The sequence below is a fragment of the Acinetobacter sp. UBA1496 genome (genome assembly GCF_002324975.1).
Classification (GTDB): domain Bacteria; phylum Pseudomonadota; class Gammaproteobacteria; order Pseudomonadales; family Moraxellaceae; genus Acinetobacter; species Acinetobacter variabilis.
The window spans coordinates 1-26,471 of the sequence record NZ_DCRI01000025.1; the positions used below are offsets into that span (position 1 = coordinate 1).

Annotated in this window: 24 protein-coding genes and 4 pseudogenes; 14 read left to right on the forward strand and 14 right to left on the reverse strand. The window is 42.2% G+C overall.

What is annotated here, in order from left to right:
* Together B3143_RS02740 and B3143_RS02745 are read right to left on the reverse strand one after the other, a co-directional pair.
* On the reverse strand, positions 1–980 hold a 980-nt coding region (locus B3143_RS02740; protein WP_286739437.1), incomplete at its 3' end, for an S-(hydroxymethyl)glutathione dehydrogenase/class III alcohol dehydrogenase.
* Positions 981–1,001: 21 nt separating this feature from the next.
* Entirely contained in the window at positions 1,002–1,277 is a 276-nt protein-coding gene (locus B3143_RS02745) for a metal/formaldehyde-sensitive transcriptional repressor (RefSeq protein WP_001133624.1), read from the reverse strand.
* A gap of 467 nt (positions 1,278–1,744) precedes the next feature.
* Here B3143_RS02745 and B3143_RS02750 point away from each other — a divergent pair, with 467 nt between their 5' ends.
* Both B3143_RS02750 and B3143_RS02755 read left to right on the forward strand, forming a co-directional pair.
* Positions 1,745–2,740, forward strand: coding sequence for a zinc-dependent alcohol dehydrogenase family protein (locus B3143_RS02750; protein WP_004812136.1), 996 nt, complete (start codon positions 1,745–1,747; stop codon positions 2,738–2,740).
* Complete coding sequence (locus B3143_RS02755) at positions 2,730–3,746, forward strand: zinc-dependent alcohol dehydrogenase family protein (RefSeq protein ID WP_004812134.1); 1,017 nt, start codon at positions 2,730–2,732, stop codon at positions 3,744–3,746. Before B3143_RS02750 ends, B3143_RS02755 begins: the two co-directional genes overlap by 11 nt.
* A 50-nt stretch (positions 3,747–3,796) precedes the next feature.
* Here the strand turns inward: B3143_RS02755 and B3143_RS02760 are convergent, their stop codons facing one another.
* Complete coding sequence (locus B3143_RS02760; protein WP_004812132.1) at positions 3,797–4,696, reverse strand: LysR family transcriptional regulator; 900 nt, start codon at positions 4,694–4,696, stop codon at positions 3,797–3,799.
* A 135-nt stretch (positions 4,697–4,831) separates the two neighbouring features.
* On the opposite strand from B3143_RS02760, the gene B3143_RS02765 reads away from it, so the two are divergent.
* The 4 genes and pseudogenes from B3143_RS02765 to B3143_RS02780 all read left to right on the forward strand — a co-directional run.
* Complete coding sequence (locus B3143_RS02765; RefSeq protein ID WP_004812130.1) at positions 4,832–5,572, forward strand: SDR family oxidoreductase; 741 nt, start codon at positions 4,832–4,834, stop codon at positions 5,570–5,572.
* Positions 5,573–5,643: 71 nt separating this feature from the next.
* Positions 5,644–6,642: a zinc-binding alcohol dehydrogenase family protein gene (locus tag B3143_RS02770; RefSeq protein ID WP_004812129.1), complete on the forward strand. Its 999-nt coding sequence runs from the start codon at positions 5,644–5,646 to the stop codon at positions 6,640–6,642.
* A gap of 20 nt (positions 6,643–6,662) precedes the next feature.
* Positions 6,663–6,947 carry a putative quinol monooxygenase gene (locus B3143_RS02775; RefSeq protein ID WP_004281848.1) on the forward strand — a complete coding sequence of 95 codons (285 nt, stop codon included), beginning with the start codon at positions 6,663–6,665 and terminating at the stop codon, positions 6,945–6,947.
* A 175-nt stretch (positions 6,948–7,122) separates the two neighbouring features.
* A pseudogene (locus tag B3143_RS02780) lies at positions 7,123–7,362 on the forward strand (integrase core domain-containing protein); the annotation flags it as partial.
* Between the two features lie 664 nt (positions 7,363–8,026).
* On the opposite strand, the gene acnA reads toward B3143_RS02780, so the two are convergent.
* The 3 genes from acnA to B3143_RS02795 all read right to left on the reverse strand — a co-directional run bounded on the left by acnA (position 8,027) and on the right by B3143_RS02795 (position 12,269).
* On the reverse strand, positions 8,027–10,783 hold the full coding sequence (gene acnA, locus B3143_RS02785; RefSeq protein WP_004812125.1) for an aconitate hydratase AcnA: 2,757 nt from the start codon (positions 10,781–10,783) through the stop codon (positions 8,027–8,029).
* 245 nt (positions 10,784–11,028) lie between these two features.
* Positions 11,029–11,340 carry a chaperone modulator CbpM gene (locus tag B3143_RS02790; protein ID WP_004812124.1) on the reverse strand — a complete coding sequence of 104 codons (312 nt, stop codon included), beginning with the start codon at positions 11,338–11,340 and terminating at the stop codon, positions 11,029–11,031.
* Positions 11,341–11,351: 11 nt separating this feature from the next.
* Positions 11,352–12,269, reverse strand: a complete 918-nt coding sequence (locus tag B3143_RS02795; RefSeq protein WP_004812122.1) for a DnaJ C-terminal domain-containing protein — start codon at positions 12,267–12,269, stop codon at positions 11,352–11,354.
* A gap of 232 nt (positions 12,270–12,501) precedes the next feature.
* Between B3143_RS02795 and B3143_RS02800 the strand changes: the two are divergent.
* Positions 12,502–12,624: pseudogene (locus B3143_RS02800) on the forward strand (ion transporter); the annotation flags it as partial.
* Positions 12,614–12,859 (forward strand): annotated as a pseudogene (locus tag B3143_RS02805) (ATP-binding protein); the annotation flags it as partial. The pseudogenes B3143_RS02800 and B3143_RS02805, both read left to right, overlap by 11 nt.
* Here B3143_RS02805 and bioD read toward each other — a convergent pair.
* From bioD to B3143_RS02830, 5 genes are all read right to left on the reverse strand, one after another.
* On the reverse strand, positions 12,837–13,490 hold the full coding sequence (gene bioD, locus B3143_RS02810) for a dethiobiotin synthase (protein ID WP_004780106.1): 654 nt from the start codon (positions 13,488–13,490) through the stop codon (positions 12,837–12,839). The pseudogene B3143_RS02805 and the gene bioD sit on opposite strands and share 23 nt — an antisense overlap.
* The gene (bioC, locus tag B3143_RS02815) at positions 13,487–14,242 is read right to left on the reverse strand and encodes a malonyl-ACP O-methyltransferase BioC (protein WP_004812119.1); all 756 of its coding nucleotides are present in this window, start codon (positions 14,240–14,242) and stop codon (positions 13,487–13,489) included. Before bioC ends, bioD begins: the two co-directional genes overlap by 4 nt.
* A complete protein-coding gene (locus tag B3143_RS02820) occupies positions 14,239–15,408 on the reverse strand; it encodes an 8-amino-7-oxononanoate synthase (protein ID WP_004812117.1) in 1,170 nt (389 codons plus the stop codon). Before B3143_RS02820 ends, bioC begins: the two co-directional genes overlap by 4 nt.
* Positions 15,405–16,682, reverse strand: a complete 1,278-nt coding sequence (bioA, locus tag B3143_RS02825; protein ID WP_034424591.1) for an adenosylmethionine--8-amino-7-oxononanoate transaminase — start codon at positions 16,680–16,682, stop codon at positions 15,405–15,407. The genes B3143_RS02820 and bioA overlap by 4 nt, the downstream gene beginning before the upstream one ends.
* Before the next feature lie 73 nt (positions 16,683–16,755).
* Positions 16,756–17,481, reverse strand: coding sequence for a hypothetical protein (locus tag B3143_RS02830; RefSeq protein ID WP_004812113.1), 726 nt, complete (start codon positions 17,479–17,481; stop codon positions 16,756–16,758).
* 808 nt (positions 17,482–18,289) lie between these two features.
* Between B3143_RS02830 and B3143_RS02835 the strand changes: the two genes are divergently transcribed.
* The 5 genes from B3143_RS02835 to B3143_RS02855 are packed head-to-tail and all read left to right on the forward strand — an operon-like array spanning position 18,290 to position 23,637.
* On the forward strand, positions 18,290–18,805 hold the full coding sequence (locus B3143_RS02835; RefSeq protein ID WP_228127312.1) for a hypothetical protein: 516 nt from the start codon (positions 18,290–18,292) through the stop codon (positions 18,803–18,805).
* The gene (locus B3143_RS02840; RefSeq protein WP_004812108.1) at positions 18,802–19,695 is read left to right on the forward strand and encodes a hypothetical protein; all 894 of its coding nucleotides are present in this window, start codon (positions 18,802–18,804) and stop codon (positions 19,693–19,695) included. Before B3143_RS02835 ends, B3143_RS02840 begins: the two co-directional genes overlap by 4 nt.
* Complete coding sequence (locus B3143_RS02845) at positions 19,692–20,945, forward strand: glycosyltransferase family 2 protein (RefSeq protein WP_004812106.1); 1,254 nt, start codon at positions 19,692–19,694, stop codon at positions 20,943–20,945. Before B3143_RS02840 ends, B3143_RS02845 begins: the two co-directional genes overlap by 4 nt.
* Entirely contained in the window at positions 20,942–22,762 is a 1,821-nt protein-coding gene (locus B3143_RS02850) for a hypothetical protein (protein ID WP_175965979.1), read from the forward strand. Before B3143_RS02845 ends, B3143_RS02850 begins: the two co-directional genes overlap by 4 nt.
* On the forward strand, positions 22,762–23,637 hold the full coding sequence (locus B3143_RS02855) for a hypothetical protein (protein WP_045796775.1): 876 nt from the start codon (positions 22,762–22,764) through the stop codon (positions 23,635–23,637). The genes B3143_RS02850 and B3143_RS02855 overlap by 1 nt, the downstream gene beginning before the upstream one ends.
* Here B3143_RS02855 and wecB read toward each other — a convergent pair.
* The 3 genes from wecB to B3143_RS02870 form a co-directional block, all read right to left on the reverse strand.
* Positions 23,634–24,779 carry a non-hydrolyzing UDP-N-acetylglucosamine 2-epimerase gene (wecB, locus tag B3143_RS02860; protein ID WP_104427058.1) on the reverse strand — a complete coding sequence of 382 codons (1,146 nt, stop codon included), beginning with the start codon at positions 24,777–24,779 and terminating at the stop codon, positions 23,634–23,636. The two genes, B3143_RS02855 and wecB, sit on opposite strands and share 4 nt — an antisense overlap.
* Before the next feature lie 2 nt (positions 24,780–24,781).
* On the reverse strand, positions 24,782–25,954 hold the full coding sequence (locus tag B3143_RS02865) for a tetratricopeptide repeat protein (protein ID WP_104427059.1): 1,173 nt from the start codon (positions 25,952–25,954) through the stop codon (positions 24,782–24,784).
* Between the two features lie 166 nt (positions 25,955–26,120).
* The gene (locus tag B3143_RS02870; RefSeq protein WP_286739450.1) at positions 26,121–26,306 is read right to left on the reverse strand and encodes a transposase; all 186 of its coding nucleotides are present in this window, start codon (positions 26,304–26,306) and stop codon (positions 26,121–26,123) included.
* Between the two features lie 56 nt (positions 26,307–26,362).
* Between B3143_RS02870 and B3143_RS02875 the strand changes: the two are divergent.
* Positions 26,363–26,471, forward strand: a pseudogene (locus tag B3143_RS02875) (IS5/IS1182 family transposase); the annotation flags it as partial.

The following is a 26,471-nucleotide window of genomic DNA, read 5'->3' on the forward strand; positions in this document are numbered from 1 at the left end:
ACCATTCCTGGAAGTTGCGTGCGACCTTTTACGCCACCAAAAGCAGAACCTAACCATTTACGACCAGTAACTAGTTGGAATGGACGGGTAGAGATTTCTTGACCTGCGCCAGCTACACCAATAATTACGGATTGTCCCCAGCCACGGTGTGCACTTTCAAGGGCTGCACGCATTACATTCACGTTGCCAATACATTCAAATGAATGATCTACACCCCAGCCAGTCATTTCGACAATTACTTGCTGGATCGGTTTATCGTAGTCTTTAGGGTTCAAGAAGTCCGTTGCACCAAACTCTTTTGCCAGCGCAAATTTATCTGGATTCATGTCAACCACAATAATACGTCCTGCTTTAGCTTGACGTGCGGCTTGTACGACTGCTAGACCAATACCACCTAAACCAAAGACCGCAACACTATCACCTTCTTGTACTTTAGCGGTGTTGTGTACTGCACCGATACCCGTTGTGACACCACAACCTAGTAAGCAGACATGTTCGTGATTGGCTTCAGGATTGATTTTAGCCAATGATACTTCTGCCACTACCGTGTATTCACTGAACGTTGAGCAGCCCATATAGTGGTAAATCGGTTGACCATTATAGGAAAAACGAGTTGTGCCATCTGGCATTACGCCTCTACCTTGAGTTTCGCGAACGGAAATACACAAGTTCGATTTTCCAGATTTACAGAATACGCACTCGCCACATTCAGCGGTGTAAAGTGGAATTACATGATCACCTGGTTTGACGCTAGTCACGCCTTCACCAACCTCAACTACGACACCAGCACCTTCATGCCCGAGAATAGCCGGAAAAACACCTTCAGGATCATCGCCAGATAAAGTAAATGCGTCTGTATGACACACACCGGTATGGGAGATCTTGATTAATACTTCACCTTTCTTCGGTGGTGCAACATCAACCTCAACAATTTGAAGAGGTTGACCAGGACCAAACGCAACGGCAGCACGTGACTTCATGGAATAATTCCTTATACAGATCTATTTTAAATATGATTTTAGAATCTTGGCGATTTCAGCCAATTCTTCTTTTCGTTGTTGTTCTGTGGTTTCACCTGATACTAAAGTGTCTTTTAAATGAACCTCTAACATCTCATTCATTAAACCATTAATAGCACCACGCACAGAGCATATTTGTTGCAGAATTGCACCACATTCCACATTGTCTTCTAACGCTTTTTCAATCGCTTGCGTCTGACCTTTGATCTTTCTGACGCGTAGAAGAATCTTTTTTTTGTCTTCAACCTGATTAGGCATCAGACCTCCTTATTTGCTAGCATTTATACTATAGTACCCCATAGTATAAAAAAAGCAATAATTTTTATAAATCGAAAAATCAAAAAGGTCTTTAGCGAAAATTTTCTATCCCTGTTTTTAGTTTTTTTAAATTAACGTCGTAGAGCTTATGCGAAGGTCACAAAAAAATGGGACTTTTAGCTGCCATTTTTTATTTTGGCTCATGTTCTTTGTAATGCTGTGACCTTTTAGAATTATGTTTCAAATTTTAGCCACTTTGTAGATATTTTGAACGTTTCAAGCCTTGAAAATACTACCGACAGTTTAGATTAAACTGCCTTTACAGACTGTACTAGAATATTTTTAGTGAGCGGATGATATTTATTATTCATTATTTAGGAATTATTAAATCCTATAAATATCATTTATTGGATTAATTTACTTTGGTACTGTGCATATCATCCCCCAGTTAAGAATAAGGAACAACTATGAATAAGATGATGAATGCTCTTATCCTAGAAAATTTTGGTGCTCATGAATTTACACGTGTAGAACTCCCTATACCTCAACCAGAGGCTGGGCAAGTTCTAGTACGTATTCATGCCAGTGGTGTAAACCCTATTGATTATAAAATTCGTCTTGGTGAAGCACCATATGCTATGCCAGAGCTTCCTGCCGTGTTGGGAACAGATATGGCTGGGGTTGTAACTGCTATTGGTGAAGGTGTCACTCACTTCAACGTCGGAGATGAAGTTTACGGTCTGATTGGTGGCGTTTGTAATCTTCAAGGATCTTTAGCAGAATATGTTGTAGCAGATGCTGATCTGATCGCATTAAAGCCACGGAATATCTCTATGCGCGAGGCAGCAGTACTACCATTGACGTTCCTCACCGCTTGGGAAGGTTTAGTGGATAATGCGAAGGTCCAACCAGGGCAAACTGTACTGGTTCAAGGTGGTGCTGGTGGCGTTGGTTATATGGTGGTTCAGCTTGCAAAAGCACTTGATGCAAATGTTTGGGCGACTGGTCGTACAGCTGATCAATCACTGATTTCAGAACTCGGTGCAACACCTCTCGATTACACAACAGCATCTTCCGATGACATTATTGCTGCAAGCCCTGAGGGTCAAGGTTTTAACATTGTTTACGACACTGTGGGTGGTCCAGTACTCGAAGCTTCACTTTCCATGACAACTCACTATGGCCACATTACCAGCTGTGCTGCATTTGGTAATCATAATTTAGCGAGTTCATCTCTACGGTGTGCCACAGTGTCTGGCGTATTCGTCCTAATGCCGATGTTAACAGGCAATCGCCGTTCTCATCATGGTGATATCCTTAAGATCGCGACTCGTCTCGTTGAGGAAGGTAAACTGCGTCCTATTGTTGATCCTCGTCATTTTACTCTAGACCAAGCGATTGAGGCTCATGATGCTGTTCAAGATCGCTCTGCCAATATTAAGGTAGTGATTGATGTCATTTAACGCACTTCAGGCCAAGACTTGGCGCTTCAATAGTATTGGAGATACAGATGTTCTGACATTAGAAACACTTCCTGTTGCTTTACCAGCAGCAGGAGAAGTTCTAATCCAGATGAAAACGATCGGACTCAACCGGGCTGATGTAATGTTTCGGCGTGGTACTTATATTCAAAAGGCAGTATTCCCTTCTCGTCTGGGATATGAGGGAGCAGGCATAGTTCTGGCAATAGGTGAAGGTGTACGCCAATTTTCTCCAGGAGATGCAGTATCGATTCTTCCGACTGACAATCTAGCCAAATATGGGACATATACGGACAAGCTTCTGATTCCAGAAACTTTTTTAGTTCACAAACCCGATAGTTTAAGCTGGGAAGAAGCTTCTTCAATCTGGATGCAGTATTTGACGGCTTGGGGTGGTGTAATCCATGCTGGTGGAGTTTCGAAAGGCAAAACGATCTTGATCACAGCAGCTTCAAGTAGCGTAGGACTAGCTGCGATACAGATCGCTGAAGCAGCGGGTGCTAAGGTCATTGCAAGTACACAGACGATAGAGAAAAAGCAACGTTTACTGGATCTCGGTGTTAAAAATGTTATAGCCAGTGAAGATGAACCAGATTTGTATGAGGCGCTTGTTTCACGTTTGGGTGGAGAATATCTTGATGTCGCCTTCGATGCTGTAGGAGGGCCACATATTGAACAGATTGCAAAAGCGATGTCTGTGGGAGGAACGATGGTTATGCATGGTGCACTTAGCCCGGAGATCACACCATTCCCCCTAAAAATTGCATTACGCAAGAGCTTAACTATGCGAGGTTTTTTGTTCCTTGAGGTTCTGCATGACCCTGTTCTAAGGGAGCAAGCCAGACGATTTATTCTTAGCAGTATAGGTGCAGGATATCTTCGTCCAGTGATCGACTGTTGCTTTAACTTTGAGGACATGCATGACGCTCAGCGCTATCTTGAATCAAATCAGCAAATAGGAAAAATTGTAGTTACTCTAAATACATGATGGTCTTATCTGATTTCTACTTTCTAGAAAAAAGGTTAGTTCCTTCTGATTCAGGTTTCTATATGGCCCAGCACTTCCACTAAGTAATCAAACAATGCTCGGATTCGCAAAGGTGTCGGGCCCCGCTGTGGACGATATAAATACAGGCGCCAAACAGGAGAGGTTTCCTCATGAAGTATCTGAATGAGCTTACCACTCCTAAGCCACGGCAAAACTAGAAATCCAGGCATGTGTCCGAATCCAACTCCAGCGAGAATCGCTTGAAATTCAGCTTCTAGATCATCTGTAATAAAACGGGGCTTTGATGGCGTAAAGCTTCGACTTTCGGTGAATGTCCATGGCCAGTAACGTCCTGTTTTATGATCGACTAATGCTGTTAGAGGGTATTTATCTAGGTCAATAATTTTTTTGGGCATTCCAACCTTATCAATTAACTCTGGCGTACCCACAGAATAAAAGTTCACTTTCGCCAATTCCCTTGCCACATATCGATTGTCCGGCAAAAATCCAAATCTGATCCCGATATCTATCCGCTCATCGATCACATCCGAGTGTGAATCTGTTAGCACACAATCCACGACAATATCTGGATAACGTGTGGCAAATTCTGCTAGTGCAGGTACTACCAATTTGCGCCCTAACACAGACGACACAGTAAGACGCACAGTCCCACGCATTTCATCTCGTTTTTCCTTGGTGTCTTTTACAAACAAAGCATCGATCGATCCCACCGCAAAACGTGCTTGCTTTGCCAGACGCTCACCATCAGCGGTAATTTTAATTTGTCGAGTACTCCTGTAAAACAGAATCTCTCCGCGCTGCTCTTCTAGCTCTTTTATTGCCCGTGTCACTGCCTGTGGGGAAATACCCAGATGAGTTGCTGCCTCTTTAAAATTTCGAGACTCTGCTGCGACACAAAAGATACGCATCATTTCCAATTTGTTCTGCATGTCCAATCCTGTGGTCTGGTAATTATTCCGTAAATAGGAATTCTGAAAGATAATATTATTCATTTATTATACCTAACAAGGCTGTAATACTTAATCCATCAAATATGATTGACAGATAGGTTGAAGGGCACTTGTATGAATAATATAGAAAATAAAGTTATTGTTATCACAGGTGCAAGTAGTGGTTTAGGTGAAGCTACTGCTCGCTTACTTGCTAAAAAAGGTGCAAAGGTTGTACTTGGTGCTAGACGTACTGAAAAATTAGAGGCTATTGTTCACGACATTCGTACTGAAGGTGGTCAAGCTGAATTTATTGGTATGGATATAACCAAACCACATGAAGTACAAGCACTTATTGAAAAGGCATTAAGCGCATTTGGTCAAATCGATGTATTGGTAAACAATGCTGGATTAATGTCTATTGCACCATTAAGTGAGCTAAAAGTTGATGAATGGGATCGTATGATCGACATTAATATTAAAGGTGTTCTTTATGGTATAGCAGCTACTCTACCTGTTTTCCAAAAACAAAACTTTGGACACTTTATTAATCTCGCATCTGTTGCAGGGATAAAAGTATTTAGTCCAGGAGGTACTGTTTATAGCGGTACTAAGTTTGCTGTAAGAGCCATCTCTGAAGGACTTCGTCATGAAGTTGGGGGAACAATTAGAACGACTACTATTGAGCCTGGTGCAGTTGAGTCAGAACTAAAATTTGGTTCTTCTCATAAAGAAAGTTCAGAGTTTGTTACTGATTTCTACAAACAAGCTATACCAGCTGACTCAGTCGCTCGAGCAATTGCTTATGCAATTGAACAGCCTGCGGATGTAGATATTAATGAAATTGTTTTACGCCCAACGAGCCAAGAGTTTTAATAATTGAATAACAAAAAATGGGAGCACCTTGCTCCCATTTTTACTATATTTTTAAAGTTAAGGACAAATCTATGAAAGCCGTATCGTATGTTATAAATAACCATGATGATTTTAAAAATTCATTGGTAGATATTGAAAAAGCTAAGCCTACGCTTAAGGAGCGTGATGTACTGGTAAAAGTTCAGGCAATTTCTGTGAACCCAGTTGATACCAAAGTGAGAAAAAATTCGTCTGAAGCAAATAATCGTATTTTAGGTTGGGATGCCGTTGGGGAAATTATCGAAGTTGGCTCAAAAGTTACCTCATTTAAAGTAGGAGATTCTGTTTGGTATGCTGGCGATTTAACCCGAGATGGTAGTAATGCTGAGTTTCAAGCAGTCGATGAACGAATTATCAGTCTTAAACCCATTACAGTATCTAATGCAGAAGCAGCAGCATTGCCATTAACTGCAATAACGGCATGGGAAATGCTGTTTGATCGGTTTCAAATTTCAGAAACAGAAATTGGCAGTATTCTAATTATTGGTGGTGCAGGCGGTGTAGGATCTATCGCTATCCAACTCCTAAAAGCAAAAACAAATCTGACCGTTATAGCAACAGCTTCACGTGAAGAAACGAAATCTTGGGTTGAATCACTGGGTGCCGACCATGTCATTGATCATAGCAAAGATTTGAATGCACAAATCGATACACTAGGCATTGAAAAACCAAAATACGTATTCTCTACAAATCATACAGAAACATATATCAAGCAAATAGTTTCTCTGATTGCACCACAAGGCAAGCTTGGATTGATCGATGATCCACAAACATTTGATATTATGCCGTTTAAGACTAAATCTATTTCTATCCATTGGGAGCTGATGTTCACCCGTTCAATGTATGAAACCGATGATATTGAAAAGCAAGGTGATCTATTGCAACAGGTTGCTCAATTAGTTGACCAGCAAAAAATTAGAAGTACCCTCAACCAAAATCTAGGCAAAATTAACGCTGCAAACTTGGAGAAGGCGCATAAGTTACTTGAATCAGGTAAGTCAAAAGGCAAAATTGTACTAGAAAACTTCTAAAACAAATTAAAGGTGAAATAATGACTATTTCAGTAATTGCGAACTTTAAGGCAAAGTCAGATCAAAAAGAGACGTTAGAAGCGCTTTTAAAAAGTGTAATAGAGCCTACGCTTCACGAAGAAGGATGCTTGAAATATGAGCTTTATATTAGCGAAAATGACTCGAGTAGATATTTCTTCTTAGAAGAATGGCGTAGCAGGGAGGATTTAGATATCCATATAGCGTCTGATTATATTCAAAGTTTATTTGGTAATATCCAATCGCTCATTGAATCCAGTGATATTGTAGAAATCAAAAAAATATAGCTGTATTCGAACGTTATGATGAAGTATTCTTCAAATTAACATAGGGACTTGGAAAGCTAACAAAAAATGGGAGCTATAAGCTCCTATTTTTTCTGATTTTTTAATAGTAACCTAGGATTCAACAAATTATGCCCCTAAGGGGAGCCACCCATACCCTGCATTTTGACAATAATGTCATCGTTTAGAGGCAGCAAATTTACGAGCATCAGTCGGTACGACTGGTGATTCATATGATATTGCTTTGGCTGAGACTGTGAATGACTTATACAAAACAGAGGTGATTGAATATTTAAAAGCAGATTGGCAAGGTTTAGCAGATGTACAACTTGCGACACTAAACTGGGTAGATTGGTTCAATAAGGAACGTTTACATAGTGCGTTAGATTATGTGTCACCTTTTGAGTTTGTGGCCTAACTTAAATAAAAAGTCTCCGACAAACCCGGTACGGTTTAATCACATGAATAGTGCTATTTTGTAGTACCAGTATTTCAATATGATGAATCAAGGTGATATTAAAAGGCTCTCCCTTTGTATATAGAAATCAGTCCTTAAAGCTGCTTAATCAACCGTCTAACTTTCGAGGATCATATCAGGTTCGGCGGACACTTACCTGTCTACACATAGAAATTGCACCAATACCAAGTCCATCAGCGACATCTGCAAACTGTTTTTATATCAGGCATTAATTGGCTACAACCTACAGACAATTGGCGTATAAAACGATGTAGGGTTTTAATTTGAGTAAAGACTGGAATCTGGGTGGGTTGACCAGATAAATATTTTCCGTAGCCTTACCCAACGTAATCTGTACATCCAATCTTTTTAATGCCTCGAAGATCACTGCATCAGCGCCTTCTAGAAAGGCTGGTATTATTTTTCCGGTCATTTGGTTTTTTCTTACTTTGGTATAAATACCATAATCCACTTTAATTAGCTCACCTTCTTGAACTAAGTTTCGCAGAGTTCTTTCAATTTAGTCATAATTTGCAATGTCATTAAAATCATTTCGCATAAATAAGTCAGTAAAACTGCTTAACTGGCCGGCATTGTGGCCGGTGTCGGGTTTTCATCATCCAATTTAGGAAGCGAGCAAATTGCGTAAAACATAGTGCAAGATCCCACCTGCCTTAAAGTATTCCACCTCATTCAAGGTATCAATACGACACAACACCTGAAAATGGCTATATGTACCATCGGTATGTTGCACTTCTACATCCAGCATTTGATGCGGATGAATATCATCCGACAATCCTAGAATTGATAGGGTTTCATGCCCGGTCAGGTTCAAGATCTGCCGGTTCTGACCCTCCACAAACTGTAAAGGTAACACCTCCATGCCGACCAGATTAGAACGGTGAATCCGCTCAAAACTTTCAGCAATCACTGCTTTCACCCCCAATAGGTTGGTGCCTTTGGCCGCCCAGTCACGTGAAGAACCGGTGCCATATTCTTTCCCGGCAATAATCACGAGTGGGGTTTGTTCTGCCTGATAGCGCATTGCCGCATCATAAATCGAGAGTTTTTCTGCACTTGGAATATGCAGAGTATTGCCACCTTCCTCCCCACCCAGCATTTCGTTTTTGATGCGGATATTGGCAAAGGTGCCTCGCATCATCACCTCATGGTTGCCACGGCGGGATCCATAAGAGTTAAAGTCTTTTGCATCAACCCCCTGTTGCTGCAAATATCGTCCGGCAGGACTATCTTTTTTGATGTTGCCTGCAGGGGAAATATGGTCCGTCGTGACTGAATCTCCCAATACAGCCAAAATCCGTGCCTGTTTGATCTGCTGAATTGGTCGCACCGGCTGATCAATTTCTGCAAAAAAGGGTGGATGTCGGATATAGGTCGATTGTTCATCCCAAGTATAGGTTTGACTTTGAGGAATCTGGATCGCTTTCCACTTGGCATCACCTTCAAACACTTCCGCATATTCTTTATGGAACATCTCAGTATTCAAGTTCTGCAGTGCGGCATCAATTTCCATCTGTGTCGGCCAAATATCTTTTAAATAAACTGCTTGCCCATCAAAGCCTTCACCTATCGGCTCAGCAGTGAGATCAGTTCGAATATTCCCGACCAAACCATAGGCAACAACCAAGGGGGGAGATGCTAACCAATTGGTTTTCACCAAAGGATGCACTCGTCCTTCAAAGTTACGGTTTCCGGAAAGCACTGAGGCTACATTCAAATCGAAACATTGCACAGCTTCTTCAATCGCTTCAGGTAAAGGTCCCGAATTACCAATACAGGTGGTACAACCATAACCTACCAGGTTATAACCCAGTTGATTCAAATAAGGCGTCAACCCTGCTGCATTGAGATAATCGGTAACCACTTTGGAACCTGGAGCCAGTGAACTTTTCACCCAGGGTTTCCGCTGCAAACCTTTTTCGATTGCCTTTTTGGCCAATAGCCCTGCTGCCAACATGACACTGGGATTCGAAGTGTTAGTACAGGAGGTAATCGCTGAAATCACCACGTCACCATGCTGCAACGGATATTTTTTACCCTCAATCATACAAAAAACATTTTCATGGGGCAGGTTGGCCTGTCTCGCTTCAACAGCCGTACCTCCCCCTCCTTCATTTTCCAGACGCTCTTTTTCTTCTTTGACCGGTTTCAAGGTCAGATCCATGAAGGCATCAAAGGTTCTCGGCACTTGTGACAATAGTACACGATCCTGTGGGCGTTTCGGACCCGCTAGACTGGCTTCTACCGTCGACATATCTAAAGCCAGCGTATCTGTAAAGACGGGTTCATCCCCCGGATTGCGCCATAATCCTTGCAACTTGCTATAAGCCTCTACCAAGGCAATTCTTTCCGGCTGACGTCCTGTTAAACGTAAATAGGAAAGCGTCACCTCATCAACCGGGAAAAAGCCACAGGTAGCGCCATACTCCGGTGCCATATTGGCAATCGTGGCACGGTCCGCCAAGGGTAAATCGGCCAGGCCATCACCATAAAATTCGACAAATTTTCCAACTACGCCTTTTTGGCGCAGCATCTGGGTAATGGTCAGCACCAGATCAGTTGCTGTAATCCCTTCTTTGAGTTTACCGGTAAGCTTAAAGCCGATCACTTCCGGAATCAGCATGGAGATCGGTTGGCCTAGCATGGCCGCTTCCGCCTCAATACCACCTACCCCCCAGCCTAACACGCCTAAGCCATTGATCATGGTGGTATGTGAATCGGTACCGACCAAGGTATCAGGAAAGGCAAAGCGCTGCCCATCGACCTCATTGCTCCAGACCACTTGTGCCAGATATTCCAGATTGACTTGGTGGCAAATCCCGGTTCCTGGCGGCACCACGCGAAACTGATTGAGTGCCGCCTGCCCCCAGCGCAGAAACTGGTAGCGTTCGCCGTTGCGTTGCATCTCAATGGTAACATTCTGCTCAAAAGCTTGCGGGCTGGCAAAGTAATCGACCATCACCGAGTGATCGATGACTAAATCCACCGGTGACAACGGATTAATTTTTTCCGGATCACCGCCGGCTTTGGCCACTGCTGCACGCATTGCAGCAAGATCAACCACTGCAGGAACACCGGTAAAATCCTGCATCAGCACCCGTGCCGGACGATACTGGATTTCCTGTTCTGAAGTTCGGTCGTTAAGCCATCCTGCCAAGGCATGAATATGCTCGGTCTTCACCGTGAGCTGATCTTCAAAACGTAATAAATTTTCCAGCAAGCCCTTTAAAGATTTGGGCAGCCGGGACAGGTCGCCCAACTGCACTTGCAATTTGGATAGGTTGAAAATCTGATAGTGTTCTGAACCGACGGTTAATGTTTCTAAGGTATTAAAACTATTGATATCAGTATACTTGGCCATCTAGCTTCCCTCCTGCTTGAGCTGTTATTTTTATGATCACAGTCAACCACTTCTTTACTTACTGTATGCTAACTGAGCGGTGGGTTTGTTATTATTTATTATCGGATTGCGCTAGCCAGTTAAATGCAAGGCTGCCAGGGCATTTTTCCAGAGAGTTGCCGACATTTCAAATCTGGCATCAACAACGTTTCTGCCCATCCTAAGGACATAAGCTAAATTGACCAGCGTATTACTTTGTTCTGTGTCTATAAACGTCGAAGTCTCTCTAATTCTTCGATTAAATCCAACATCATGGCTACAGCAGTAAAACTTGCATCAAAATCACGCTGTAAACGATACGCTTTTTGTGCACGTGCCACATCATCCACTAAAAAATATAAATCTGATGCATTTACGCGATTTGGCAAAATATCGTATTCAATCAGTTGCAGAATCCATTCAGGACTTTGACCACAAACTTGAGCAAAACTATTTAAATCATAACGTTGTTGCTCATCTACAACTTCTGCCTGTTGGATATCTTCTAAGACCACCTCATAATATTTAACTGTCGTCATAATTTTACTCCTTATGATGATCTCGGCTTAAATTTGGAGAATGCTGCTGCAAATGCTTCATAAGCCTGTTGTTCTTGTTCAGTTTGTGCAGGTGGTTGCACAATATCGAGGATGAGGAATAAATGCCCTGCATCTTTAGCAGGAATCCCCTGATTTTTTAAACGTAATTGTTGACCTGTTTTGGCATTTTTTGGAATTTGAATATTGAGTTGTTTACCATTGGGTAAGCTTGCCGTAATCGATTGTCCAAGTGCTGCTTCCCATGGACTAATCTTCAGATGATGATAGACATCCGCGTTTTCAGCATAAGTTGAATCTGTAGCTTTGTATTGGATTTCAATATACAGATCACCATTTTCCCCCCCATGAATACCCGGTTGCCCCTGTCCGGTTAAACGAATTTTTTGCCCTGCTTTCATGCCTTTTGGAATTTTAATTTTTAAGACTTTACGCTGTACTTCTGCTTGCCCGTACGCATTGATAGTTGGAATCTGTAAAGTGACATTTTGAGTTGCACCATGGAATGCAACATCCAAATCTACTTCTAGAGTCGCGTGTTGATCATCACCTCTATAGGATGCTCGACCCTGATAACGCTGTTCATTGAAACCACCAAAACCGCCACCAAAGCGACCAAACAAGTCTTCAAACCCTGTAAAATCCTGTCCGCCCATATTTGAATAATATTTATGAGCATCCCTACCCTGGCTATTCTGTGGATGGTCTAATTCAAAATCATATTCTGCTTTTTTTTCATCATTACTTAACACATCGTAAGCAATGTTTAACTGTTGCATATGCTCTTCTGCATCAGCTTCTTTACTGACATCGGGATGATATTTTCTGGCAAGTTTACGATAAGCTTTTTTAATTTGCTCAACAGTTGCATCTCGAGGTACACCTAATATTTCATAATAATTCTTGGTCATCTCTGCCCTATTGGTGGTTTATGTTTTATTCATTATTCAATTTTTTTATAGCTAAAAAAACCTTTTAAAGATTTTTCTTGTTATAAATTATTTCTTTTACATAAGAAATAATTCTTTAAAATCATAGGATAATCTATATTTTTCTGACGACAGCCGCTAAATAATCTTGTCTTTTTTGAATTAGCCTGTTCGAAATCATGATTAGGATCAGTCTGCCTTTTGGTAGATAGCGCAAAATGGCTCATTTCAGGCGGTTATTTTTATCCTGCTGATCATGATCATTTTCGCGGCGGCTGGCGCATATGGGGTTGAAAACAAGGCGCAACCGGAAGTCTTTAGCTCCATCCCTGCATCCTGGTTGCCTAGTGATTAAAGATAATGAACAACAACTTACAGCCGAGGATATCCAACATTTAGGACAACGCTTCTGGCGCAAATCTGCTCAGCAGCACGGCCATGGTCTGGGGCTGACATTAACCGCTAACCTGTTAAAACAATATGGTTATCTGCTCTCTTTTAATGCCCGACGGCCCTATGGGCTTCGCATTGAAATCAAGTGCGGCGTGTCTAAGCGTGACCTGCAAGCTTAGGAATATCCAGCCATACGGCTGTTGGAAAATACTGGGGCAGATACTCCTTTAAATATTGAATAGTATCCATCGCAATCGTTTGGTCCTGATGGTCATCAGTATGGTTAAATGCCACAGCATGAAGTGTGACTTTACGCTGTTTGAGTAGCTCCAGGCTCAGTAAAGTATGATTAATACTGCCCAGACGGCCTGAAGTTACCAGAATGACAGGATAATCGTGCGCTGCAATATAATCGATTGTCAGCATGTCCCGGGTCAGCGGCACCATTAATCCGCCTGCCCCTTCAAGCAAAACCCGGTCATAACGCTCGGCCAGTATAGTGGCTGCCTGCTGAATTTTTTCGAAATCGATTGAACGCCGATCCAGTTCAGATGCCAGATGCGGTGAGGCTGGATAGCTAAAAATTTCTGGCATGGTCAGCTTGTCATGATCTTCAGGCAGCAGTCCACACCCCATGATCATCCTGTGCTGCTCAATATCTTCTGAAACATCCACATTGCCAGTTTGAATCAGCTTTTGGGTAATGGTTCGAATCCCCTGTTCATTCCAGCTTCTGGCTAAAAAACCGGTGGCATAGGTCTTACCAATAGCGGTATCAATGCCGCTGACAAAATAGATTTTCAAACTCATAGAGCCTTCCGTGCAATCAGGTAAATGGGATGGTAAGTCAAAGGATAACCCTCTGTTTCCGGGATCTGGAATTGAGCATAATGGTGCTCGAACTGCGCAAGTGAGCTTTTGCTCCAACGAAAACCCTGAGCCGTTGCCTGCACACCGGTAGATTTCATGTGTTTTAACACATCTCTAGGCTGGGCAAAGTTGAGTTGGATCCGTTCTTCATTTGCCATCAGCAGTTCAAAGCCCTGTGCCTGCAAGATATTTGCTACAGTTTCCAGTGGTAAATAATCCAGACCCTGTCCTGTTAATGCTTTAATTTCTTTTAAATTGTCTTCTGCATAACTGGCAAAACAGAAGTATCCTGATGGGTTCAAGGCATTGGCCACTTTTCGGATTAAGGCTGGTAGCTCCTGAATCCACTGCAAGGCTGAACAGGACACCACCAAGTCTAAAGACTGCGGTAATGGCAACTGTTCGATATCGCCTATACCCCAGATGAATTGCTCAGTTTCAGGAAAATGCTGTTTCACTTCAGGATAAAGATCATTTAAAAACAACTGATCAACCTCATAATGCTGTAAAAAAGCATGGCTAAACAGACCTGAACCACAACCAATTTCTAGCGCACGTTGCATATGTGGTTGGGGAATATACTGTTGCATTAAATGAAGTAAATGTTGAGCGACATGGTGCTGTGCTACGGCATGCTGATCATAACTGTGCTGAGCCTGAGCAAATCGTTGTGCAACCAGTGTGTTGTTCATGGCTGATACTGCTCCAGTACACTAAAACAGTGCTGAATTTCCTGATTCTTTATTCCGTGATGCAAACATATCCGCAGTCGTGACGAGTTTTTGGGAACAGTGGGTGGACGTACAGGCAATACATAAAAACCATGATCTTGCAAATAGGCTGCTGAAGCTACGGTCTGATGCGTATCTCCAATAATGACCGGAATAATCTGGGAACTTGACGGACAGTCATAACCCAGATTTTTTACTGCCTGCTGACTGTATTGTGATAATGCAGTTAACGATTGACGTTCTGCCTGTAAGCCCTGTTGATGCTGAAAGATAAAATTTGTCCAAGCCATACAGATGGGAGGTTGGGCCGTACTGAAAATGAGCGGGCGCATTGAATTAATCAAATATTCCTGGATTATCGGTTCGCAGACCAAATAGCCACCAACCGAAGCAAGCGCTTTACCAAAGGTACCTACCAGGAAGTCGATATCCCCTATCACATTGTATTGCTCGGCACAGCCCAGTCCACGTAAACCGCGTACGCCTACCGCATGCGCTTCATCAACATACAGCATGACTTTAGGATGCTGTTTTTTTAGCGCCACCAAAGCAGTTAAATCGGTTTCATCCCCATCCATACTAAAAATGGATTCTGTGACGACAATGATACGTTCAATCGACTCATCTGAATGATATTTCAATAAAAGTTGTGCCAAGTGATCTAAATCATTATGCCGATATCGCACATAATTCGCTTTAGATAAACGGATACCATCAATCATACTGGCATGAACCAGTTTATCAGCAATGATTTGGGTTTTACTGTCTGCAAGCGCAGGTAAAATCCCGATATTCATATGATAGCCGCTATTAAACAGCAGTACCACACGGCCAAAGGCTTGCGACATGTTATGTTCAAGCTGTTCATAAGCGGGAAAATTTCCAGTCAGCAATCGGGAGGAGCTGGCACTCATCTGCCGTTCAGAAACAGGAGTCATATCAAAAAATGCTTCCCGTAAATCCATTTGGCTGGCAAGACCCAGATAATCATTCGATGCCAGATTCAACATGTTTTTGCCGTTGAGTTCAAAATGGGCAGCACTGGTAATGTTGGATTTAAACTCGCGGTATTGCCCTTGTTGCTTTAATACATCAAGTTGCTGTGCAAAATGTTCGAGGTGATTCATGCTGCAAGCTCCAGGTGCTGAATCATAGCGATCATATGTTCCAGCAATGTCTGCAATTCGGCTGTAGAAATAATAAAAGGTGGCATGACATACACCAGTCTGCCAAATGGACGAATCCATACACCACGACGAACACATTCTGCCTGGAATTCAGCCAGATTCACTGCCTGATGCAGCTCAACCACTCCAATTGCCCCAAGCACCCGCACATCTTTGACTACAGGATGCCCATCTAAAACATACAAAGTACTTAATTGCTGTTCAATATGCTGAATATTGGCTTGCCAGTCCTGTGCCAGTAAAAGCTGGATACTTTTTACTGCAACTGCACACGCCAACGGATTGGCCATAAAGGTCGGGCCGTGCATAAAAACACCCGCTTCCCCCCGAGAAATGGTCTCTGCAACCTGCCTAGTGGTGAGCGTAGCAGACAATGTCATATAGCCACCGGTCAGGGCTTTACCTAAACAAAGTATGTCAGGGATGATATCGGCATGCTCATAGGCAAATAGCTTACCAGTGCGTCCAAAACCTGTCGCAATCTCATCCAGAATCAGGAGTATATCGTATTGCTTACACAAAGCTTTGGCTTGGCGTAAGTATTCAGGATGATAAAAACGCATCCCTCCCGCACCCTGAACAATCGGCTCAATAATCATGGCTGCAATCTGCTCATGCTTTTCTGCCAGTAACTGTTTCAGTGGCTGGATATCCTGCTCCTGCCATTCGCCATTGAAGCGACTTTCAGGTGCAGGAACAAAATATCGATTAGGCAGGCTTGAACCGAAGATTTGATGCATACCCGTGACGGGATCGCAAACTGACATCGCGTTCCATGTATCACCATGGTAGCCCGAACGTGTCGTGACAAAATTACTTTTTTCCGGTTGACCTTGGGCATGCCAATATTGCACCGCCATTTTCAAGGCAACTTCTACAGCAACAGAACCGGAATCAGCAAAAAAGACTTTATCAAGCTCAGATGCCGTAATCTCCAGCAGGATTTTCGCAAGTTCAATGGCAGGCTGATGGGTCAATCCGCCAAACATCACGTGTGACATCTTATTCAGCTGCTCAATGGCGGCCTGATTCAGCTCAGGATGACTGTAGCCATGAATCGTACACCACCAGGAGGACATCCCATCAATCAGCGCCCTGCCATCTTCCAGATAGATCTGGGCACCGCTGGCGCTAGCGACCGGATAACATGGCAAGGGGGCAGTCATTGAGGTATAAGGATGCCAAATATGCTCTTGATCAAAAGCGTCAAACACAAAATTCATCCTGAAAAATTGTGGAAATATCGATCTTAGCCTGCTCAGTTGAAAATGCAAATGACTGAACTCTCTATCTTGCTGAAGCAACTGATAAATCATCCAGAAAATCCAGAATAGGTGTTAGCACCAATTCTGTATCGAACAGGATTGCATCATGTGCGGCCTCGATTTCTTTGACTTTGATTAAACTTTGTTGATAAAAGACAGGTTCTATGGAAACTTGGCAAGGAACTAGTGAATCTTGATTTGAAAATATAAACAGTATCTTCGTTGAACAGGTTTTTAATATCTCTACCAAGTCTAATTGCTTTAAAAGATAAAGATGCTTTTCTTGATGATTTAAATCAATTAAAGACAGTTTGGATTGTAAATATTTTACCCGTTGCCGTGCATCCTTCGCTCCCATACAGACGAGATGACAAAAACGTTTCAATGTCGTTAACATGTCTAGTCGGGCGGCCTGGAGAAACTGTTCAAAATCAGTTTCAGGCATTGCTTGTTGCCAATCTTTATTGGCAACAAAACAAGGATTGGACATACAGGCAATGACAGGCTTTGCTACTCGTGTCTGCTGAAAGATTTCATTCGCCAAATATATGGCCAATTGTCCTCCTAAAGACCAGCCTATGAGCACATCATAATCTTGTGCGAGCTTTATCTTTTCCTGCAGGGTCACCGCATCAAAGGGGTCAAAAATATCAGAGATTGCTACTGTATGATCTGTCCTGAGTTTTTCAGAAAATTCTTTCAGGACGGTTGTCCCCAGTCCCCAGCCTGCAATCAATAATATATTCATCTGCTATTCCCTGTGAAAATACATTAGGCCTTCAAGCCATAAAATTTCTCGGCTAAAAATTATTGCTTTTCAAAAAAGCATGAAAATACTTTTAACCAAAAAAGAAAAAAGTGCCTGTCTTAACGCTAATAACCCAACGCCTAGATCTTTGTACGAATAAAGCGACCTAGGCCATGCCCTCTTTATTCACAATTCGGCAAGTTAGCCGATAGCTACAAGAAAAAACTGCTATCTCAGGCTGAAAAACGGGATAGTAAGAATATTCACATCATGACCAGAACATTTAAGCCATATTCATATATAAGACAATCACACATCATGTTGTATCTTACGACTTATGACATACGGTTATGTCTTTAATCTCAAGAATAAATCTCTATACTTGAATAAATAATAATGGCATATGAAATTAATCATAATGCTTTATATTAAAAATAATTTTTATTCTTTCTATACAAAAAATATTATTACTTTAAACTCTGAAAAACAAATATATATTTTTCATACATTATTCATGTAATTATTTCATTAACATCCTAAATTATTACTTTAAATAATTATTTTAATGGAAAAAAATTGGTTAGTAAGGACAAATCAAACTATTACTTTTTTGCCCATGGTCATAGTTATATTTATAGGACTAATTGGCTATGAATGGGTACGTACAGAACTGGTCGGAAGCTGGATTCTTTTAATTGGCTTTATTCTACTGGGACGCTTTTTAAATGTAGTTCAGTCCGTTGTACTGAGTATTGTCATTTTTATTACTCTTTTTATTTATATTTTATTTAATGTCCAGGCTGATAGCATGGATATCAATACTCGCTTCTTGCAGCTTTTTATTCTACCTTTAGCGCCACTTCTACTCAGTATTTACTATGAAATGATGTCGACCAACAGGCAAACCGACAATTTACTAGATACTTATCGTAAAAACCTGACCCATAAAACATTACCTATCAGTACTTATTTCTATACCCAAACTCAGGTTCAGGATATGTTAAATCTGAATCTGATTCCTCAATATGATGAAATTTATATAGAAATTACCAACCACAATTTATTAAGAGATATGTTGCAGGTGGATGAACTAAAACTGTTACAACAAAAAATTATCCATGTGCTGGAAAGTAAGTTCGAAGTTCCTCATTTTTCCTTTACTGATAGCCGGCTCTCGGTCTTGCGCGTAATTATGATTGCCGATCGAGAATCTACTATTTCCAAACAACTGATTGAAAAAATCAAACAGATTGAACTGATTAAAACAGAGATTACTCATTTACCCCATCATCAGGGCCGACCCTCCTTGGAGGAACGCCTATGAGTCATTTTTTGCATGTCTGCGGTCTGGTCGTTTCAGTCAATACACTGCCTGACCCGGTACTGAGTTCTTATTATCAACAATATTATCAATGTGAGCTTAAAACAGCCGATCCGGTTCAGCAGCAAGATTCCTCAGATATTAAGCAAATTCCAGCCTATTTCCCAGCTCCTAGGAAGTTATGGCCGGTATTTAGCTTGGATCAACTACAGTACGAAACTTATCAAACCATGAAAAATCAGGGTATTAAACCGGGTTTAATCATTCCTGAAAATTTCATGAAACCATCAATCTACTTTCAGATCAAACAGGAGGTTTCGGAAGGTGCTATCCCGATTCTTGATCTAAGCAGTATCGAACCAAAGCGTTTTCGCGGACTTGCGACCCTCGCCACCAGTGCAGGTCTACGTCCCATGGCTGCCTATATACAGGATGGCTGGAATCCGAATCTCAAAACTTTACCTGCGGGACTTTACATTGTTCAGGCCAATCCAGGACAACTGCCTTTACCCGCCCGTTTAATTCAATCTGGTCAGCAACAATTTTACACCGCCTACCCACAAACTGCTTTCAATGGTACCGGAATTATCCTGAATCCTCAGGGGCCACTTGCCGAAAATGAAATTGCTTATCCTGAATTGGGAATTTCCTGGACCTTTTTAAATACACGCTTTGACAGCCAACTGAACCGGGTGCATACCAATCCACTCGGCTATGTTTTGCTCTCAGCAGGAATCGTCATCTTGCCATTACACCTGGTGCTCTCGACCCATTACCCTAATTTATTAAGCTTCTGGGGTACCTCAACTTCCTGGGCATCCGTTGTTGTGATCGTTATCTTAATGCTCATCCTCCTGATCACCATGTTATGGCGGAGGTTCAAAAAATCATGAGCATGATCGATATTCTGTTTATTACCGGCTTTATCGGGATCTGGATTCCACAGGCCTTTTGGGCCTGGCTCAGCTTTTCTGCCTGGCGCTATTCGATTCGTGCCAGTCAGGAACTGACCAATTTACCAATACCTGAACGTTGGCCCATGCTGAGTGTGCTGGTGCCGGCATATAACGAAGCACTGGTGATTGAAGATACCTTACGCTCTCTAGCTGCACAGGATTATCCGGCTGAAAGTTATGAAGTACTACTAATTAATGATGCCTCCAAAGACAATACCCAGGAAATTGCCGATCGTATAGCAGCCGAATTTCCAGTCATTCGGGTCATCAATGTGCCTAAAGGTCAAGGTGGTAAAGGTAAATCCAGAACTTTGAATAACGGACTCAAACACGCCCGCGGAGAATTGATTGCGGTTTATGATGCGGACAGTACGCCAGAGCCGGATTGTGTACGGCTGATTGCCCAGACCTTGCTGGCAGATTCTAGTCTGGTCGCAGTGAATGGCAAAGTCCGTACCCGCAACTGGAAAGACAGCCCCCTTAGTACCTTTATCGCTATCGAGTTTATCTATTTTCAGTGGATTTTTCAGGGTGGACGCTGGCTGCGTTTCCGTCTTTCCACCCTAATGGGAACCAATTATGTGATCTGGCGAGATGCACTCGATATTCTAGGGGGATTTGACGAAAAATCCTTAGTCGATGATACCGAAATGAGTTACCGGATTTTTCTAGGACATAAACGGATTAAATGGGTGCCTTATGCCGTAGGCTGGCAACAGGATCCGGGCGACCTGAATATTTTTATCAAACAACGCTCGCGTTGGACTCAAGGTAACTTTTATGTAACCCGTAAATATTTAAGAACAGCGCTCCGGCATCCTTTTCCAATCGGAATGGAGATCGGCAATAATATTATGTGTTACATCATTTTTGTGCCAGCCCTGTTCTTAAGTCATATGACGCTGGTGGTTGGCCTACTCGGTATTGATGGCACCACGATTCCCGGCCCATTTACCTTACTCTTCATTTTGGCGTTTATTCTTTATCTGGTCCAGATCTGGTTCACCCTCAGTCTGGAAAAAGAAGTGCCTAAACGATTTTACTTCTATGCCTTTATTGCCTATTTCACCTATTCACAAATCTTTCTCCTGATTGTCTTTAAAGCTGCCTGGGACATGTTAAAAGGCAAAATCAAAGGTGAAGGAATTACCTGGTACAAGACAGAACGAAAGAAGGAAAAAAAATGATCATGCACATAAAAACAGCTCCTTTGAGATTAATGTCTTCACTTATCTTGGCATTGTCTAGTGCACCTCTCTATGCGGCCATCTGGAAGCTTGATGATGTAGTTGCGCGGCATGTAGAGCAAACTACGCCTTACTTTTTTTATGTTGGAAAAGGTGAAAGCTGGCAGGATGTCCAGTTCAGCAGTCAGTTCAATGTACAGGGTAGCAGTACGGTGATTGTCCGGTATGACAATCAGCTGATTCATCAACAAAATTTGAGTGGTAAAGGCACATTAAATTTTAGCCTCCCCCCTGCCGATAGCGGTTTTCATCGGCTGGATATCAGTATTTTACAAAAACCAGGACCTGGACAAAGTACTGCCAATATTTGTCTTGAATCAAGCAATTTACAGACTACCTTGACTCAACCAAATCTGAGTTATCAATCGCAGCGTAACAGCATGCAGCTGAATCAACTCCCGGATGTCCTGTTCAATAGTCAATTGAACCGACCAGAACCAGTACAGGCACTGCTAGGTTTTAATACGGCAAATTTCCTGGAAGCCACCATGATGAGTAGGCTGGCAACTGCCTGGAATTTTGCGACACCTGTGCAATGGCGGCTAAATACCACTCCTGAATCAGCACCTGATTTCATGATCAATATTCAGCGTTCGGCCGCAAAATTACCCGCAGCCAGGATGAGTCTAAATCAGGTCAACCAGATACCAAGTCTCACGATTGAATACTCTTCAGAATCCCAATTATTGATGGCCGTCAATGCCCTGCTCAATCAGCAATATCTGGCACAACTAAATACTGCAACAGCGAGTTTAAATGGCCCTGTCGCACGACCAAACTGGGCCAGTGTACGCCGTTTTGAAAGCTTGGCTGATCTGGGCATTTCCGATTTCAAACTAGACAATACTCCCAAAAATATTTCACTGGTCTTTCCTGCTGTTTGGGAGGCTACGGATATTTTAAAGGGTCAGCTTAATTTCCGTTCGCAAAGCGGACTCTTACAAGGCTCGACCTTACAGGTTTGGCTCAATGAAGTACTCGCAGGTAGTACCAGTCTGGCAAAACTGGATTCCAGCCCGGTTGAGCGGCAGTTTGAATTTGTAGGTGCAGATTATCCCTATACCAACAGCTTTAACATGACGGTGAGTAATAACCAGTTAAATAGCAATAATTGTCTACCTAATGCGGGTAATGCCTTATGGATTGATGCTAAAAAATCTAAGCTTAGTCTGCCTTACCAGATGAAACAGGGAGTCATCAGCCTGTCTACAGTTTTTGACAAGACTCCTGAAATTGCCATGAATACGCCTGTAGCCACCCCCATCGCGATCAGTTTGGCTCAAGTTGCCAAGAACATGCTGCTCAGTAATGATCCAATTGGTCTGAATATCACCCAGCTGAATCCAAGTACACCTAAAACCATTAACATCCTGCTGAATGCCCAGCGTTATCAATCCGAATTGCAAAAATACAGTCAGATTCTTTACTTACCTACTACGGCAAATGGTAGTTTGATCACCGTCAGAAACGGGAATTTCTGGATTTATAGCGACAACAACCTCGGGGTAGAAAATTTTGCCCGCTTTTGGCCGCAAATCCAGCAGAAAATCCCGAACAATACTGCGGCCTTGTTTATTTCTGCCCAAGGGCAAATTACCGTACTTAGTCAAACAGCTATAGAAAAAGCAGAAACCCCGATAATTGAACAGATTTCCATGCGAACTATTGCTATTATTCTAGTGATTGTTGCTGCGCTCATTATAGGGCTGCTGTTCTGGCGCAGAACCCGTAAGGCACAAAAAACCAAAGAAGAATAATGATGAAAAAATACCTGATTTTAGGCTTACTGGTGTTACTGGCACTTCCTGCCTTGGCTTTTACTGGCTCTGCGTTTTTTATGGCACGTGCAGATGCTAAAGCGGTAACAGCGCCTAAAATTGAGGGTATTTTCTGGCAGGTTGACCAGATGAGTCACGCCTCCGGTAACTGGCACTTATTAGGCATCGATACCTTAGTCACTCAATGGAGTATTGTAGACGGACGCTCCTTTTTTAAAGAAATCCCCGGAGCCCAATGGCAACATCAGCCGGACTGGAATACGATTACCGAACAACCCTGGTCCAAGCAGGTTATCTTAGGTCTGGCAGGCATTTTTCAGGAACCTGTGGCACGTGAAAATATTGACCAGCTCTTTTTACAATCCCAACAGATTATTAAAACTTCTCTTCCAGTTCAGCCTGCTGCTTATTATTTTCCTGTAGAAGCTGATCCAAGCTGGCATGGAGTTGCCAATCTGGCGCGTTATGTTGCCGAGTTCCAGCGACCAATCTGGATCAGCATTTATAGTGCAGATCGCAAATCACGGTTTTTACATTACTGGCTTGAAAGCTGGTTGCCTGATAATGCCCAAGTTTTTTTTCAGGATGGCGTCGGTGTGGGCACGCGCAGCCCCGAAGAAGCAGCGGTGATTTATCAAAATCTTAAACATCAGGTTGGGGACAAAAGAGTTGTGATTATTCTCGAAGCTTTCCGGCCTAAACCGGGAGGCGGCTTCCGTGCAGCTTATCCTTGGGAAATTGCAAAACAGTTAAAAGCTTATGCTGGAGAGCGTGTCTATATTTTTGACGGTCCACATTATTTAAATAAAGCCAGTGTGCTCTGGCTTTATTTGTGGATGAAAATCAATTACTAAGCTCTGACTATTAAATCTTGCAGCATCTGTTCCAAAATACGTTCCGAAGCATGACCATCACCAAATGGATTTTCGACTTCTGCATGTTGTCGATAATAGGCTGAATCATCCATGAGACGAGAAAACTCTTGTACGATTTTGGCCTGATTAGTACCGACTAGTATTCCACAACCTGCTTCAACCACTTCCGGACGTTCAGTTACATCCCGCAGTATGAGCACCGGTTTTTGATAGGTGGGGCTTTCTTCCTGAATACCGCCTGAATCGGTCATAATAAAATAGGCTGCACCTAAAACAGCCAGTAAGTCCGGATAATCCAGAGGTTTTAACAAATGTACCTGCGGATGATCCAGAAACTCGCGATAGGCAATTTCATATACCTGCGGATTGAGATGCACAGGCCAGGCAAAATGCAGCTCTGGATAACGGCGACATAGTGCATGGATGGCGGCACAGATATTTTGAATACCTTCACCAAAATTTTCCCGTCGATGTGCGGTCAGCAAGACCAGTTTATCTTGTTCACTTAATTTCAGCCCCATTCGCTCTAACCTTTGCTGAGACTGCTGAGAAGAAGATTGCATTAAATCACGGGCATGATAAATAGCATCAACCACGGTATTACCGGTAATAAAAATCTGCGGGTCTGGAATATTTTCCTGACGCAAGTTTTCTGCAGAACGTCGGGTCGGTGCGAAATGCCAGTGAGCCAAGCGGGAAACCAGTTGCCGGTTTCCTTCTTCCGGAAATGGATGCATCAGATCAAAAGAGCGTAATCCGGCTTCAACATGCGCTAAATGAATATTCAAGTTAAAGGCCACCAGAGCACCTGCAAGTACAGTGGTGGTATCCCCTTGCACTACAATTACATCACATTTCGGCATGTCACGATATACTTGATCCAGTTCGGTCAATGCCTTGCTTAATAGAATATTTAGACTTTTGCCGGGTTGCATGATTTGCAGATGATGATCAATCTTGATTTGGAAAAACTCGATCGCATCCTGTACCAATTCCAGATGCTGACCGGTAAATACCACATTGACTCTAAATCGTGAATCTTGCTGGGCTTTTAAGATGACTGGTGCTAATTTAATCAGCTCAGGGCGGGTACCAAAAATAAAAGAAAGATCAATCGGCATGGTTAAAAGCTCCAGTAATAAGTCAGTTCCACTCGGGTATTATCAAAAGTTCTTTTTCCAGACTCAGGTGCCCCATTTACATATTTGCCATACATCTGTTCAATACGTAGCTTGACCGGGAAGTCTGCAGGTTGCCAGGCTATACCCGGCCCCAACTCTGCCAGGTTATTATAAAATTCGTTATTGGAATCATTAATCGTATGTAACTTCAGATAAGTCTGGATATTGCCTAGTTGATCCCGGTTAAAGTTCCAACCGGTACGCAGGCGCAGGTCGCCAATTACATTATAATCCTCACGTGAATAGCTCGCTGCATTGCCATACAGTTCGGCAAAATACTGAGTTTTCTGGGTAACCGGACTATGACTAGTTTCGGAATCATGCCAATACCATTCCCGATAACCGGTCAAACCAAAATTAATACTTTCTCTGAATTTGTCTCGGTTTAAATCGATTAGATCATAACTTCCGCCGAGTTCCAGATATAGATAGAGCGGCCATTCCCAAGGACGGTAATTTGTTCCAACACCGACAATGGCTGCATTCTGGTCAATAATCTCAGGTCGTGCACCGCCGGTAGATTGGGTATCCCTGTTAATGCTGGCAAAGCCATAAATCTGGCCACGGTTTTCTTCTCCCCAATAACGTCCATAACGGAGCTTCAAGGGTAAGATGGCCGTGTCATAACGTCCTTCAAAAGAAGGAGAAAAATAGATATCGGCAAAGGTATTTTTAGTCTGACCACTTGTTGTTCCATTTAAATTAAGTACGGCCTGTTGGGCTTTTGCTGCAGTCTCAGGATTTGAGGAACTTTGCAGTTTTTTAAATATTTCTAAAGCTTCGGGATTACGCTGAGCAGCATTCAACAGATAGGCTTTTTGCAACAACAATTGTTCATCATCTGGCGTTAATTCAAGAGTTCGATCAATATAAATTAAAGCTTCGGGATTATTATTTTTGCGCATTTCCAGATATGTCCAAGTTTTCCAGACCTTTGGATCTCGCGGTGATTTCTGGCTAATCTGCTGTAAAAGTTGTGTTGCCTGTTCGAGATCCTTTTGTTCAACTTGGTAATATTGTTCCCATAATATATAAGTTTCAGGAAAGGTTTCTGCTTGAATGGAAATACTCAAGAGAAATAGGCAAATACTTGAAATAGTAGGTAATCTTTTCATTTTAATGCATGAATTAGAATATTATAGTTCACACTATAACAGCAATTTATTTTAAGCTTGGAGCGGATGAAATTAAGTTACCAAACTCTCTATTATTTTTATAAAAAAATACAATATGTATAAGAGCTAGAGAGATTTGCTGTAACTATTAGACCTCTTTCATAAATCATTTTTTGCTCAGTTCCAAGTTGTAGATTCCAGCGATTAAATTGAATCTCAAACCAAGCCTTTTACCTCTATTTCGATAACGCTCAGCAAGGATTTTGAAGGTTTTCAGGCTGCCAAATACATGCTCAATTCCGATTCTTCTTTTATTGATTTCCTGATTATAGATTTTCAATTCAGGATCCAATTGGCTTTGTTGCATAAACCTAGCCTAGAAAGATTATTCAGTCCTATAATTTCAATATGAATAAACCTGCTCCTAAAATCTATCGTACAACTAACTGGTCTTCCTACAATCGTGCCCTCATTAACCGAGGTAATATTTCCATTTGGTTTGATCCAAACACTCAGT

Excerpts from the sequence above, each read along its gene's own strand:
- bioC (WP_004812119.1), bottom strand. The coding sequence starts at position 14,242 with ATGAACAACACACTGGTTGCACAACGATTTGCTCAGGCTCAGCACAGT.
- acnA (WP_004812125.1), bottom strand. The coding sequence starts at position 10,783 with ATGGCCAAGTATACTGATATCAATAGTTTTAATACCTTAGAAACATTA.
- B3143_RS02760 (WP_004812132.1), bottom strand. The coding sequence starts at position 4,696 with ATGCAGAACAAATTGGAAATGATGCGTATCTTTTGTGTCGCAGCAGAG.
- B3143_RS02855 (WP_045796775.1), top strand. The coding sequence starts at position 22,762 with ATGATGAAAAAATACCTGATTTTAGGCTTACTGGTGTTACTGGCACTT.
- B3143_RS02840 (WP_004812108.1), top strand. The coding sequence starts at position 18,802 with ATGAGTCATTTTTTGCATGTCTGCGGTCTGGTCGTTTCAGTCAATACA.
- B3143_RS02765 (WP_004812130.1), top strand. The coding sequence starts at position 4,832 with ATGAATAATATAGAAAATAAAGTTATTGTTATCACAGGTGCAAGTAGT.
- B3143_RS02795 (WP_004812122.1), bottom strand. The coding sequence starts at position 12,269 with ATGACCAAGAATTATTATGAAATATTAGGTGTACCTCGAGATGCAACT.
- B3143_RS02790 (WP_004812124.1), bottom strand. The coding sequence starts at position 11,340 with ATGACGACAGTTAAATATTATGAGGTGGTCTTAGAAGATATCCAACAG.
- B3143_RS02850 (WP_175965979.1), top strand. The coding sequence starts at position 20,942 with ATGATCATGCACATAAAAACAGCTCCTTTGAGATTAATGTCTTCACTT.
- B3143_RS02775 (WP_004281848.1), top strand. The coding sequence starts at position 6,663 with ATGACTATTTCAGTAATTGCGAACTTTAAGGCAAAGTCAGATCAAAAA.
- B3143_RS02750 (WP_004812136.1), top strand. The coding sequence starts at position 1,745 with ATGAATAAGATGATGAATGCTCTTATCCTAGAAAATTTTGGTGCTCAT.
- B3143_RS02845 (WP_004812106.1), top strand. The coding sequence starts at position 19,692 with ATGAGCATGATCGATATTCTGTTTATTACCGGCTTTATCGGGATCTGG.
- B3143_RS02820 (WP_004812117.1), bottom strand. The coding sequence starts at position 15,408 with ATGAATCACCTCGAACATTTTGCACAGCAACTTGATGTATTAAAGCAA.
- B3143_RS02745 (WP_001133624.1), bottom strand. The coding sequence starts at position 1,277 with ATGCCTAATCAGGTTGAAGACAAAAAAAAGATTCTTCTACGCGTCAGA.
- B3143_RS02755 (WP_004812134.1), top strand. The coding sequence starts at position 2,730 with ATGTCATTTAACGCACTTCAGGCCAAGACTTGGCGCTTCAATAGTATT.
- bioD (WP_004780106.1), bottom strand. The coding sequence starts at position 13,490 with ATGAGTTTGAAAATCTATTTTGTCAGCGGCATTGATACCGCTATTGGT.
- B3143_RS02830 (WP_004812113.1), bottom strand. The coding sequence starts at position 17,481 with ATGAATATATTATTGATTGCAGGCTGGGGACTGGGGACAACCGTCCTG.
- B3143_RS02865 (WP_104427059.1), bottom strand. The coding sequence starts at position 25,954 with ATGAAAAGATTACCTACTATTTCAAGTATTTGCCTATTTCTCTTGAGT.
- B3143_RS02770 (WP_004812129.1), top strand. The coding sequence starts at position 5,644 with ATGAAAGCCGTATCGTATGTTATAAATAACCATGATGATTTTAAAAAT.
- wecB (WP_104427058.1), bottom strand. The coding sequence starts at position 24,779 with ATGCCGATTGATCTTTCTTTTATTTTTGGTACCCGCCCTGAGCTGATT.
- B3143_RS02835 (WP_228127312.1), top strand. The coding sequence starts at position 18,290 with ATGGATATCAATACTCGCTTCTTGCAGCTTTTTATTCTACCTTTAGCG.